This is a genomic window from Streptomyces sp. NPDC059832, from assembly GCF_042731715.1.
Classification (GTDB): Bacteria; Actinomycetota; Actinomycetes; order Streptomycetales; family Streptomycetaceae; genus Streptomyces.
The window spans coordinates 260,060-272,642 of sequence record NZ_JBHWIY010000009.1; the positions used below are offsets into that span (position 1 = coordinate 260,060).

At 71.9% G+C, this 12,583-nt stretch carries 9 protein-coding genes; 1 reads left to right on the forward strand and 8 read right to left on the reverse strand.

Features of this window, described 5'->3' with window-relative positions; translation table 11 throughout:
* Positions 1 to 3 precede the first annotated feature (3 nt).
* The 4 genes from ACFV8T_RS18655 to ACFV8T_RS18670 form a co-directional block, all read right to left on the reverse strand.
* Positions 4 to 1,890 carry an ATP-binding cassette domain-containing protein gene (locus ACFV8T_RS18655; RefSeq protein ID WP_385328689.1) on the reverse strand — a complete coding sequence of 629 codons (1,887 nt, stop codon included), beginning with the start codon at positions 1,888 to 1,890 and terminating at the stop codon, positions 4 to 6.
* A gap of 112 nt (positions 1,891 to 2,002) precedes the next feature.
* Positions 2,003 to 2,767, reverse strand: a complete 765-nt coding sequence (locus ACFV8T_RS18660; RefSeq protein WP_266427721.1) for an NUDIX hydrolase — start codon at positions 2,765 to 2,767, stop codon at positions 2,003 to 2,005.
* A 305-nt stretch (positions 2,768 to 3,072) separates the two neighbouring features.
* A complete protein-coding gene (locus ACFV8T_RS18665; RefSeq protein WP_385328691.1) occupies positions 3,073 to 4,371 on the reverse strand; it encodes a DUF4192 domain-containing protein in 1,299 nt (432 codons plus the stop codon).
* A gap of 606 nt (positions 4,372 to 4,977) precedes the next feature.
* Positions 4,978 to 7,137, reverse strand: a complete 2,160-nt coding sequence (locus ACFV8T_RS18670; protein ID WP_385328693.1) for a RecQ family ATP-dependent DNA helicase — start codon at positions 7,135 to 7,137, stop codon at positions 4,978 to 4,980.
* Between the two features lie 381 nt (positions 7,138 to 7,518).
* Between ACFV8T_RS18670 and ACFV8T_RS18675 the strand changes: the two genes are divergently transcribed.
* Positions 7,519 to 8,148 (forward strand): hypothetical protein, encoded by a 630-nt coding sequence (locus ACFV8T_RS18675; RefSeq protein WP_385328694.1) that lies wholly within the window; start codon positions 7,519 to 7,521, stop codon positions 8,146 to 8,148.
* A 67-nt stretch (positions 8,149 to 8,215) separates the two neighbouring features.
* Here ACFV8T_RS18675 and ACFV8T_RS18680 read toward each other — a convergent pair whose 3' ends face one another.
* The 4 genes from ACFV8T_RS18680 to ACFV8T_RS18695 all read right to left on the reverse strand — a co-directional run bounded on the left by ACFV8T_RS18680 (position 8,216) and on the right by ACFV8T_RS18695 (position 12,577).
* Positions 8,216 to 8,830, reverse strand: a complete 615-nt coding sequence (locus ACFV8T_RS18680; protein WP_385328695.1) for a hypothetical protein — start codon at positions 8,828 to 8,830, stop codon at positions 8,216 to 8,218.
* A gap of 60 nt (positions 8,831 to 8,890) precedes the next feature.
* Positions 8,891 to 9,601 (reverse strand): ribonuclease HII, encoded by a 711-nt coding sequence (locus ACFV8T_RS18685; RefSeq protein ID WP_385328697.1) that lies wholly within the window; start codon positions 9,599 to 9,601, stop codon positions 8,891 to 8,893.
* A gap of 111 nt (positions 9,602 to 9,712) precedes the next feature.
* Entirely contained in the window at positions 9,713 to 11,443 is a 1,731-nt protein-coding gene (locus ACFV8T_RS18690; protein ID WP_385328698.1) for a DUF4153 domain-containing protein, read from the reverse strand.
* A gap of 231 nt (positions 11,444 to 11,674) precedes the next feature.
* Positions 11,675 to 12,577 carry an ADP-ribosylglycohydrolase family protein gene (locus ACFV8T_RS18695; protein ID WP_385328699.1) on the reverse strand — a complete coding sequence of 301 codons (903 nt, stop codon included), beginning with the start codon at positions 12,575 to 12,577 and terminating at the stop codon, positions 11,675 to 11,677.
* Between the last annotated feature and the right edge of the window lie 6 nt (positions 12,578 to 12,583).

The window sequence follows — 12,583 nt, forward strand, 5'->3', positions numbered from 1 at the left end:
AGGTTACGAGGCCTGACCCGATCCGGCGGCGCTCTGAGACCGCCAACGAGCCCTGCCATGAAGGCTGGTGAACAGATAGGCGAAGACCAGGGCCGACAGCGACAACACCAACGCGGTCCCCACCGGATGCGCCACGACGCCCACGACGACTGCCATCCATCGGTCCGTCTCATGGGGCCAGCGCGGCCACATCAGCTCGCGGAATCGGGCCGTGAGCCCGGCGACCGGACGGGATCCCGGCGCCATCAGCACCTTCTGGACAAGCGGTACGACAAGTACAGGAACGGCAAGCACCGCGGCGACGCCGGCCGTCGTCACCCTGAAGACTCCGGCGGCCAACAGGCCCGCCCAGGCACAGCCCACGGTCAGCGCCACCCAACTCGCACCGAGGGAAACCGGATTCGGCGGGACGTGGACCCAACTGTGGCCGTACACGAGGCGCAGGGTTTCGGCGGAGACCAGTACGACGGCCAGAGCGAGCACCACGGCGACGCCCGCGGACACCACCAGTTTGGCCAGAAGCAGCCCCAGGCGGCGGGGGACGGTGCCTCGGCCCGCGGCAAGCGCGGGGTAGCGGAATTCGTCACCGAACGAGAGGGCGCCGAGCAGTCCGGCCCCGACCGCCGCGGGCGGCAGCGGCAGCAGCGACGGCCAGGCCGCCAGCACCTTCGGCAACGGAGCATGGCCGGTGCGGGCGAGGAGCACGGAGAGCCCGACGGAGACGACCAGGACAGCGGTCATGATCAAGGTTGTTGTTCTGACGCCGAGCAGACGGCGCAGTTCATAGCGCAGCGGATGAAGCGGACCACGGGCCGGGCGGCGCCGGATGGGTGGTGCCGGATTCGGACCCACCGCCTTCGCGGCCGGTCGCGGATCGCGTGGCCCTGCGCCGCCATCAGGCCCTGCGAGGGCTGCGCGATTTGCTGGATCTCCAGGATTCGCCGGATCTGCCGGGTCTGCGCGTTCCACGGAGCCCGCGGGCTCTGCGGGGCTCGTGCCGCCCCGGGGCACGATGGAGCCGGGATCGTCGATCTCGTCGGCCAGTTGGTGCACCGGGAGTCCGTGGCGGAACGCAGTGTCACCGATTTCCGCGCAGGTGGAGCCGTACACGGCGAGGCGGCCACCGGCTTCGGTGACCACCTCGACCGAGCGCCGGGACGCTCGGGCCTCTCGGGTGACGACCGCCGCGAGGCGGGCCGCGTGCGGGGTCCGGACCGCGACCCGGGGGCGCAGGCGGGTCCGCGAGAACTCCCCGGCGTCCTGGTCGGCGACAAGGCGGCCGCCGTCGACGACGACCACATGGTCGGCGGCCCGCGCGGCCTCCTTGGGGTCCGTCGTGGTGTACAGAACGGTTCCACCCCGGGCCGCACGGGCCTGCAACAGCCGGTGCAGCCAACAGCCCTCGCGCGGAGTGAGGCCTTCCGCCGGATCGTCGAGAACGAGCGTGTGCGGATCACCGAGCAGTGCCGAGGCGAGGGCGAGGCGTCGGTCCATGCCGAGCGAGAGCGTGCCGATGCGCTGGTCCCCGAGTCCGGCGAGACCTACGAGTTCGAGCAGTTCATCGGCCCGTGTCGCGGGTACACCCGCGGCGGCGCAGAGCATCCGGAGCTGACCGCGAGCGGTACGGGCGGGGTGGCCCGGCACGTCCCCGAGCAGCACGCCCACCTCGCTCGCGGGGTGCGGGATCCGGTGCATCGGTCTGCCCCGGAAGTAGGTGACCCCCCGCCCCGGGTCGAGCTCGAGCATGAGGCGGAGGGCTGCGGTCTTGCCGGAGCCGGGGGCGCCCAGAAGCGCGGTGACGCGGCCGGGCCGGGCTTCGAAGGTGAGATCGTCCACGGCGGCCGGAATGCCGCGGCGGGGGGTGCTGGTGAGTCCGATGGCCTGGAGCATCGCTTCTCTCGCGGAAGGTGAGACCGCTCGGCGGCAGGGCGGGTACCGCAGAAAGATAACGCGACATATCCGACTTTTCGTGCAGCACCAACCCTGTGGGCGTTCCGCGAGGTCAGACTTCCGGCCTGAGCATCGGAGGGTTGAGCACGGTGGCCGCACCGGCCCGGAAGAGCTGGGCCGGGCGTCCGCCCTGGCGAGTGGTCGTCCCGCCGGTGGGCACCAGGAAGCCGGGGGTGCCCGTCACCTTGCGATGGAAGTTCCGCGGATCGAGGACCACCCCCCACACCGCCTCGTACACCCGCCGGAGCTCACCCACCGTGAACGCCGGCGGGCAGAAGGCGGTGGCCAGGGAGGAGTACTCGATCTTGGAGCGGGCGCGTTCGACACCGTCGGCGAGGATCTGCGCATGGTCGAAGGCGAGCGGGGCCTGGTTCTCGCCCTCGTGCCCGAAGCTCCCCTCCGCCCCGAGCAGATCGTCGACAGGCGCCCACCGCGCGCTGTTCGCATCGCCGCCCGCCCGTGGGGCCGGCAGATCGGGGGCCAGGGCGAGATGGGCGACGCTGACGACTCGCATCCGGGGGTCACGAGCGGGGTCGCCGTAGGTGGCGAGCTGTTCGAGGTGGGCGCCGTTCCCGATCGCCGGAGCTGCCGGGTCCTGGGCGCACAGGCCGGTCTCCTCGACGAGCTCGCGCGCTGCTGCGGCGCCGAGATCCTCATCGGCTTTGACGAACCCGCCGGGCAGCGCCCATCGCCCCTGGAACGGTGGCTCACCACGGCGTACCACCAGCGCGCAGAGCGCGTGGCGGCGCACCGTGAGCACGACCAGGTCGACGGTGACAGCGAAGGGCGGGAAGGTCGACGGGTCGTAGGGCGGCATGCGGTGATCATAGTCGTCTGCCTGACGATAAACACTCCCTTCGCAGTGCTCTTCGAGGAGCTCTTCATCGGCCTTCGGCATGTCGTGTCTCCCACCCTCCCCATGCCATGTCTCCCGTCGCCGTGATCTCCGTCCGTCATGGCGCGTCCTGGCAGAACACCAGAACGCTTGTCATCCCGGCACCGTCGTCTCCGGCAGCCTCCGGTGCGTCGTCGCGTTCCGCACACCGACGGCGGCCCAGGTCCGGTCGAGGACCTCGATACACGGCGGTGACGCGAGGTGCCGCGGGCGACGGGGCATACGGGTCATCCCTCGCCACCGGATACGCGCCGGGTGGGGGTCGCTCGCCCGGACCGACGCCGGGTGGCCGCCGATTCGGGACGGGCGGAGCCGGACGGGGCCTTCTTCCGCCGGGTGGCGGCCGGCCGCGCCGCGCGGGGTCGCGCGCTCCGGTCCGTCCGCCGCCGGTGCCGCCCCGTTCGCGCACTGCGCTCCCCGCGCAGGCATCGGCGCAGGGTCTCCGGGTCGAGGCCCTGGTTGCACGCCTCGTGAAGAAGCTGGGCAAAGGTGTACGTGGGATCCATCCGCAGGGCGAGGCCCAAAGCGACTCGCGCGCCCGGTTCATCGCCCGTCGACCACGAGACCCATCCGGCCAGGGTCAGTGGCGCCGCGGCATGCTCCTCGTACGGCGCCACGCACCGACGGGACAGTGCGCGCCAGAGCCGCAACGCCGAATCGGCCTCCGGACCTTCCATCCATTCCGCGGCCCTGTCGCGGGTTTCCCGGTCCTGCAGGCCGAGAATCACTGCGGCTGCCTCGTCATGACTGATCAGCCGGTCGTCATCGATGTCCGAAGCGGAGGGCGCCGCCACCGGCGCCTCCCTGAGGCGTTTCATGAGCTGTCGGGCAAGGCCCAGGGTCTCCCGGGCCACCTCCTCGCGTCCCGCTTCGTCGAGGAGCCTGGGCATCAACTCGGCACCCGCAGAGTCGAGTGCGCGTTGCTGGCCTGCCGCCGCCGAGGTCTCCAGCGGTGCGAGCCTCGCCTCCATCTCCCGCAACGATCCGCGTACTTGAATGCCCGCGTAGGCGGCAGCGGCGGCCATCACCGAAGTGCCCGGCATGGCCATCCGGTTCCCCTCCGCCGGGCAGCAGCGCTCGTCCGGGCAGCAGTAGGACCAGTACCGGCCGTCAGAGATGCAGAGCGCTTCGAGCACCGGTACGTCCAGCGCGCCGCAGGCAGTACGCAGACGCTGGGCGAGAGGCCGCAGCCGCTCCATGATCTGGCTGCCGGACTCGCCCTCGGCGGGATCCTGGCAGAGGAAGATGACGATCGCGTCGGGGCGCTCCCCACGCCGCTCGCTCCCCTTGATCAAGCACTCGGCAAGCTGCTCGGCGACGGGCTCCCATTCCTGGGGCGACTGCGGGATGCCGAGCCTGAGCCGGCCGCCGAAGCGGCCCCTGCCGCCGTGCAGAGCGACCATGATCACGCTGTCGTTCGGATGGAACCCCATGAGATAGGGGAGGGCATCGGCGAGCTCGGCAGGTCCTCGCAGGGTGATCTGCTGCTCATCGGCCGGACCGGTGGATTCGTGGTGCTGGTTCATGGCATGACCGTCCCGCGGGCGGCCAAATTCCGCGACCCCTGTGGATAACTTTGTCCACAGGGGGGCGGAGTCGTTCGCCATGTGTCGTAGCCGTCGGGTTGCATGGGGGCCATGACCTTCGTCGACAAGCAGCCGGCCGTCGGCCGGCCCGCCGAGGCCACGAACCTGCTGCGGCCGGCGCCCCGAGCTGGCCCGCGAGGCCGAGGACCTGCCACTGCGCGCGGCGAGCCCGTCCCGGCTCGCCGTCGCGCCGGGGCACAGCACGAATTCCGGGCCGTGCTTCTCCCTGCCCGGGGCCGGCGACCGCCCCCGGGAGTACGGCATGGCACGCAACGGGCTGAGCGGCACGGCATCGGCGGCGCCCAAAGTCGGCATCCGATCCGGGAATCCGGTAGTCGGTCGGAGAACTGCCGGTGCTTCACCGGCCACTACGTCGGCCGACGATTCAGTCGGCCCGTCTCCCTGACCTCGTCCACTTCCCGTACGCCTGCTTCCGGCGCGCCCGGTGACGCCGGTCGCAACCGGGCCGCTCGCCCTCTACGGACCACCGCACCCCGTCCACGCCAGGGGCGCGAGTCGGCCACCGTGGCACGGCCACGGAAGACCTCAGCCCGCCGCGGCCAGGACCAGGGGCAGTACCTGTTCACTGCCTGCCTGCCGGAGCAGGCGGGCAGCGACAGCGAGGGTCCAGCCGGAGTCGGTGCAGTCGTCCACGAGCAGGACGGGGCCAGGGGTGCGGGCCAGGGAGGCGGCCAGCTCCTCGGGGACGGCGAACGCCCCGGAGAGCGCTCTGAGGCGTTGGGCCGAATTGCTGCGGCGTGCCGTGTGCGCACCGCTCGGCCCGGTGTACGTGAGGGTGCCGAGGAAGGGAAGGCGGCCGATGGCCGCGATTCCCTGGGCGAGGGAACCGACCAGTTGCGGTCGGCTCAGGGACGGTACGGCGACGACTCCCACCGGCCGGGTGGAGGCGTCCGGGACATTCGGCGCCCAGCCGCCCGAGGAGCGCGCCCAGTCGGCGAGGACCGCCACCGCGGCCTGCAGGACATCGTCCGGGACCGGCCCATCGGGCGCGTTCTCGGCCAGCAGCGGGCGCAGCCGGTTGCCCCAGCCGATGTCCGAGAGCCGCCCCAGGGCACGCCCGGTGGAGCACTGCTCCTTGGCCGGGATACGGCCCTTGAGGTCGATGCCCAGTGCGGGCATACCCGTGGGCCACATGCGGCGCGGCTCGACCTCCACCCCCGGGCGGTCCAGCTCCTTCGTCGCGCCCGTCAAGGTCTCGGCCGAAACGGCCGTATCGGCCCAGGCCCCCGCGCAGTTGTCGCAACGGCCGCACGGGGCCGCTCCCTCGTCGTCCAGCTGCCGGCGCAGGAACTCCATCCGGCACTGGGACGTGCTCGCGTAGTCGCGCATGGCCTGCTGCTCGGCTGCCCGCTGCCGCGCCACCCACGCGTAGCGTTCGGCCTCGTACACCCACTCGGCCCCCGTGGCCGTCCAGCCACCCTTCACCCGCTTGACCGCGCCGTCGACATCCAGCACCTTCAGCATCGACTCCAGACGGGTGCGCCGAAGATCCACCGCCGCTTCCAGGGCCGGCGCGGACAGGGGGCGTCCCGCAGCCGCCAGGGCCGAGAGGGTCTGCCGGACCTGCGCCTCGGGCGGGAAGGCGGTATCGGCGAAGTAGCGCCAGATGGCCTCGTCCTCCTTGCCCGGCAGCAGCAGCACATCGGCGTGGGCCACCCCGCGCCCCGCACGCCCCACCTGCTGGTAGTAGGCGATCGGCGAGGACGGCGAGCCGAGGTGGACCACGAAGCCCAGGTCCGGCTTGTCGAAGCCCATGCCCAGGGCCGAAGTCGCGACCAGGGCCTTGACCCGGTTCTCCTGCAGGTCGACCTCGGCCTGCAGCCGGTCGGCGTTCTCCGTCCTTCCGGTGTACGAGGCGACGCGGAAGCCGCGCTGCCGCAGGAAGGCGGTGGCCTCCTCGGCCGCGGCGACGGTGAGCGTGTAGATGATCCCGGAGCCCGGCAGCTCGTCCAGATGCTCGGCGAGCCAGGCCAGCCGGTGCGGGGCATCCGGGAGCTGGACGACGCCCAGCCGCAGGCTCTCCCGATCGAGCGGGCCGCGCAGCACCAGGGCTTCACCGGCACCGGTACCCAGCTGATCGGCCACGTCCGCGGTGACCCGCGCGTTCGCGGTCGCGGTGGTGGCCAGCACCGGCACGCCGGGAGCGAGCTCGGCGAGCATCGCCCGCAACCGGCGGTAGTCGGGCCGGAAGTCATGCCCCCAGTCGGAGATGCAGTGCGCCTCGTCCACCACCAGCAGACCGGTGGTGGCCGCGAGCTTGGGCAGCACCTGATCGCGGAAATCAACAGAGTTGAGACGTTCCGGACTTACCAGGAGAACGTCGGTGTCGCCGCGCTCGACCTCCTCATAGATGGTGTCCCACTCCTCCGGGTTGGCCGAGTTGATGGTGCGCGCCCGGATACCGGCCCGCGCCGCCGACTCGACCTGGTTACGCATCAGCGCCAGCAGCGGCGAGACGATCACCGTGGGCCCGGAGCCACGGCGGCGCAGCAGCGCGGTGGCGACGAAGTACACCGCCGACTTGCCCCACCCCGTGCGCTGCACCACCAGCGCACGCCTGCGCTCCTCCACCAGAGCCGCCACCGCCTGCCACTGGTCCTCCCGCAGCCGCGCCGAACCCCCCGGGTCGCCGACGAGCTCGGCGAGGATGGCATCGGCTTCTGCGCGGAGCTCCAGGTTGTCCATGCCTCCATGCAACCCGATGGCACCGACAATCGGCGAATCCACCCCACGTGACACCCGGATGACCTCCCGGGAGCCCGGCGGACGCCGAGCGTGGCAGCGGGGCTGTCGCGGTGGGGCGGGGGCGGAGTGGGTGTTTCCGCTGGTCCTCGCCGTTCAGGCGTGGCGGGGGGCATCATCCGGGCATGGCGTGGGCAGGGATATCAGAGTCATTCCGGCTGATTCCCGTCACCTGTGCCAATTGCTCGTTGCCGCCTGCCGGTACGCCAGGAAGAATTGGACTCGCTCCCCGCACAGTCCCTTTCGCGGCCCGGAAGGGCTGTGCCGCGGTGCGCCCTCACTCGACCCTGCCCGCACCATGGGCGCGTATGCGAAGGGAGGATCGTGACCTTCGGATTCGCTCCGTCCGCAGCCACTTCGATGTCGGCGTCCGCCGACTCCGCCAACCGTCTTGCCAGGATGCTCGAACCGGCCGAGTGGGCCGAAGCGGGCATACCGTTGCTGCGCAGCCCCCGCGAGGTTGTCAGCGGCCTGCACGCCCGGCACAGGCCGACCCCGACGACCGCTGTGGTCGCCGTACTCGACCATGAGGAACGCCTCACGGCCAGCGCTTCGTTCGCCCGCCGCTCCGTGGCCGCGGACGGCTGGGAGTTCCGCAACGCGCTGCTGGCGCATCTGCGCCGGGTCATCCCGCACGATCTTCGCCGCCGCACGCCCGTCCGTACCGCAGTGCTCCTCTACTGCCGTGAGGGCGAGGAGCGTTGGACGGAGGAGGACGGGGCGTGGATGTGGGGTCTGCGGGACGCCTGCACGCTGCACGGCCTGCGGTGCGGCGCGTACATCACGCTGACCCAGGCCGGTTGGCAGGTGCTGGGCGAGGGCCGTGGCGGGCGCCGCCCCAGCTCCACCTCGCAGCCGTCCGCTCTCGCCGACACCTCGCTCGGCCGGGATCCGGCTCCGCTGCGCACCGGTGGCGGTGCGACGCAGGTGCTGCGGCACACCGCGGCCCGCTGACCCGTGACCGCGGGCCCGGCCGCCCTGTCGGGCAGCCGGGCGACCGCGGTCCGGTGTGTCCCGCGGATCAGACTCCGACGCCGAGCACCGCGTTGATCCGCTGCGGGTCCCCGCACACGATCAGCAGTGCTCCGGCACGTTCCTGCGCTCCGGTCAGCGCGCCGTCGACGGCGTCACCGCCGTTGACGGCGACGATCACCACCGGACGCGTCTTCACCCGGTCCGCGGCTGCGGCACCGGCGAAGAAGACATCGTCACCGGCCTCGTGCTGCGCCCAGTAGGCGGCTTCTCCGAAGGAGAGTTCGTGCGCGGCCCACGGGTGCTGCTCGCCGGTGGTGAGCACCAGGATGTCGCCCGGTGCGCGGCCGGAGTCGAGCAGCAGATCCACGGCTTCGTCGGCGGCGTCGAGTGCGCCGTCCGCCGAGGCGGGGATCAGCTGGATCTGCGGTGCGGAACGATTCTCCGGCCGGTCCGTCCGGGGACGGTCGGAGGTGGGGTGCGGGCGCTGCGCCGGGGGCGCGGGCCTCGCGGGGCCGGGCCCGGGACGACCGGGACGCGGCGTGGCCGCTGAACGCGGACCGGGTACAGGACGGGGGGTCGACGCGGTGCGGCCTGCGGCCGGAGTGACGCGGGGACCCTGGGCGCTCTCGTGAATCTGAGGCTCCTCGGGGATGAGAGGCATGGGTGGTTGTCTATCAAACGCCGGCGCACAGGGCGTCGGCGGGTGGGTACATGTGCGCGATCAGAAGTCGAAGCCGAGCTGGCCCCCGCTTTCCAGTGCAGCCGCCTCGGCGGAGAAGCGGACCTTCTTGAGGTGCTGCCACCTGGGCAGCGCGTCGAGATAGGACCACGAAAGCCGGTGATGGGGTGTCGGCCCCCATTCCTCCAGCGCGGCCCTGTGTACCGGCGACGGGTAACCGGCGTTGGCCCCGAAGGCGAAATCGGCGTACTCGCCGGAATCCGCGCCCAGTTCGGCCATCACCGTGTCCCGGCGGACCTTCGCGATCACCGAGGCGGCCGCGACCGCGATACAGGACTGATCGCCCTTGATCACGGTGCGGACCCGCCAGGGCTGCCCCAGGTAGTCGTGCTTGCCGTCGAGGATCACCGCGTCCGGCCGCACCGGCAGGGCTTCGAGGGCGCGTACGGCGGCGAGACGCAACGCAGCCGTCATCCCGAGCTCGTCGATCTCCTGCGGAGAGGCGTCGCCGAGACCGAACGCGGTGACCCAGCGCTCCAGCAACGGCGCCAGCTCCGCACGGCGCTTGGGGCTGATCAGCTTGGAGTCGGTGAGTCCGGCGGGAGGTCTGCGGAGGCCGGTGACGGCCGCGCACACGGTGACCGGTCCCGCCCACGCTCCGCGACCGACCTCGTCGACACCGGCGACGGTCTTGGCACCAGTGGTAGCGCGCAGCGAGCGCTCGACGGTGTGCGTGGGTGGTTCGTACGGCATGGCGCCTGTCAGCGTACGCCGATGGGGGCGCCGACAACACCCCGGGGCGCCCGTCTGCCTTCCCGGACCCGTTCTCGGCCCCGCGCTCCGTACGCCCCCGGCTCGGACCGGTCAGTACGGGTCGTACGGATCGCTCTCGTCGCCGTCGCGATCACTGCCCCCGACACCCGTACGCGATCCGTCGCAGGACCGCGTCGGATCGTCCGGACTCCGCTTCCTCAGGACGTCCCGGGCCCGTGCCTCGCCCCAGCTGGTGGCGTACCAGGGCGCGTGGTCGGAGCGCAGCGACCGCTCGATGTCCCTGAGGGCGCAGGAGCGCAGCGGCTCGGGCAGTGTGTCCAGGGCCGGTACGGCGTCGGCCGAGAGGCCTCGGAGGTAGGCGATGTCGATCGAATGATCGTCGCGGTACCGCTGGACGTTCTGCTCCGCGATCAGCCCGTCGGGCGAGATCAGTCCGAACGCGAGGACGCCGACGGCCGCGCTCGCGGCGACGGCACGCGGCAGCAGGCGGGCGCCGAACACCCCGGCGGCCATGATCAGGACGAGCACCACGCCCAGCCAGAGTTCCACCGCGGCCACGGATATCCGCAGCCGGGTCAGACCGTAGGCGTCGACGTAGAGGTCCATCCGCCGCAATGCGGAGGCCACGACGATCAGGGTGAGCAGGCACAGCACGCCGAGCACGGTCCGGACGAGAGTGCGGTCGCGCCCCCGCCCGCGAGGGGCCCAGCGCAGGGCGAGTGCGATCACCAGCAACGTGAGCAGGGTGGCCCAGAGAAGCTGCCAGAAGCCCTGCCGGGCGTACTCGGAGTAGCTGAGATCGGTCTCGGCCATCACCTTGTCGTATCCACCGAGCAGCACGGTGAGCTGGACGGCGATGAAGACGGCGAACAGCATGTTCAGCACGATGAGCGGCAGGGCCCATTCCAGTCGCCCGCGTGCCTTTCCCCGACGGACGGTGATGCCGTCCCAGCGCACCGGAGCGGCTGCGGCGTATGCGGCGGCGAGCGCGCCGACCAGGCCGACCACGAAGAGAAGAAACCGCCACGGGCTGCCGCTGACCGACACGTCGGGCATCAGGCTGCCGAGCACATCGGCGAAGGCGGCATCGGCGCTCGCGAACAGCGCCCCGAACACGATGAGCAGGACGACCGCCACCGCGACGCTGCGGAGAACGGCCCCCAACCGCCTGCGGGAACCCGTCATCCGCGCACGCACGCCCCGCCCGCCCCAGGCAAGGCCGTCGGCGATGGAGCTGAAAAGGCCCAGCGACCCCAGGAACACCCCGAGCCAGCTGCGACTGCCGTGCAGGGCGAGCGAGCCGAGCGCGACAGCCGACACGACAGCCAGGAAGACGGGCCATCCGGCGTCCCGAAGGGCCGGGACGGCGAGGAGCGCCAGTCCGCCCACCGCCCAGAAGGCCGTCCACGGACGGAGGCGGCGGCCGGCGGTCCGCGCGGCGAAGAAGGCCCCGAGCGTCGCGGGGACCGCGACGATCAGCGCGTTCAGGCCGAGACCGTCGCCCAGCAGCAGGGCGCTCAGCATCGCCGTGGCAAGGACGCAACAGAGCGTCACGCCGCGGATGGCGGCGGGCTCGGCCGGGCGCAGTGTCGACAGCGCGGAGGGCTGGGGACTGCTCGGCCGCCAGGGGTCGGGCGGATGCTGTTGCCCGCCCTGTTGCGCGTATCCCGGCACTTTCGGCGGCTCGGGAGCGGTGCCACGGGACTCCGGCGGCGGAGCCTTCGACAGCGCTGCCTGCTCCGACGTTCCGGCCTGCCCCGACGGGTCGGACGGCTCGGGGGCTTCGGCCGGCCGGGGCGTTTCTGACGTGTGATCGGACATGGGACCCCTCCCCCACCGAGGTCCGCGCACACCGCCCGCAGGGCAGCGGCTGGGGCACCCCGGCGTCTCATTTTCGGCGCACGCCCGTCCGGATGATCATCGACGGCGCCGTGGCCGAGAGATTAGCTTCCCCTCACTGATCCTCGCCGTGCGAGAAGAAGCTGTGGCAGTACCGTGACAGTCGGGGTCCCGGCCGGTGCTCCGCTCGTCGGCGGAGCGGTTGTTGCCGCCCTACTGCGGGAACCAGCCCGGCAGCTCCTCCGTCCGTGCCGTCCAGTCGGCCGGCGGCGCGCCTGCCTTGCTCGCTGCGACGACCCCGCCGGCAATCGCGCAGGTGGTGTCGACGTCTCCGCCGGCCTGGGCGGTCACCCAGAAGGTCTGCTCGAAATCGCCGAGGTTCCGCGCCGCCGACCAGAGGGCGAACGGAACGGTGTCGTGTGCACTGGTACGCCGACCGTTGCCGAGGACCGCCGCGACCGTACCGGCGTCGTCGTAGTCGAGCATGTCGCGTGCCCGTCGCAGTCCGGCACCGACGGCGCTGCGCGGCACGAGCGCGATGACGCCGTCGAGCAGGTCCGCCGGGGTGGGCGGCCCGGCCGTCGCCGCCGCCAGCGCGGCAGCCGCCGCTACGGCCATCGCGCCCACGACCGCCTCGCGGTGCTGGTGCGTGGTGTACGAGGAGATCTCGGCCTGGTGCGTGGCCTGCTCCGGGTCGTCCGCGTACCAGGCGCCGAGTGGGGCGATGCGCATCGCCGAGCCGTTGCCCCAGGAGCCCTGTCCGTTGAACAGGGCGGACGCCAGCTCACGCCAGTCAGCGCCTTCGCGCACCAGCCTGAGCAGGCGGTTCACGGCGGGGCCGTATCCCCGGTCGAAGTCATGGTGGTCGGCGAAGGAGCGGGCGAGCGCGTCCTGGTCGATCCGTTCGTGCTCCAGCAGCACGGCCAGCACCGAACACGCCATCTCGGTGTCGTCCGTCCACTGCCAGGGACCCGGTGGAAGTGCGCGCTGTTTCAGGAGCGGATAGTTGACGGGCACAAAGAACTGGGAGCCCAGTGCGTCTCCCACGGAGAGCCCGCGCAGGCTGGCAAGGGCACGTTCGAAACGTTGGCCGGAGGCAGAGTCAGCGGTTGTCATCGCCCC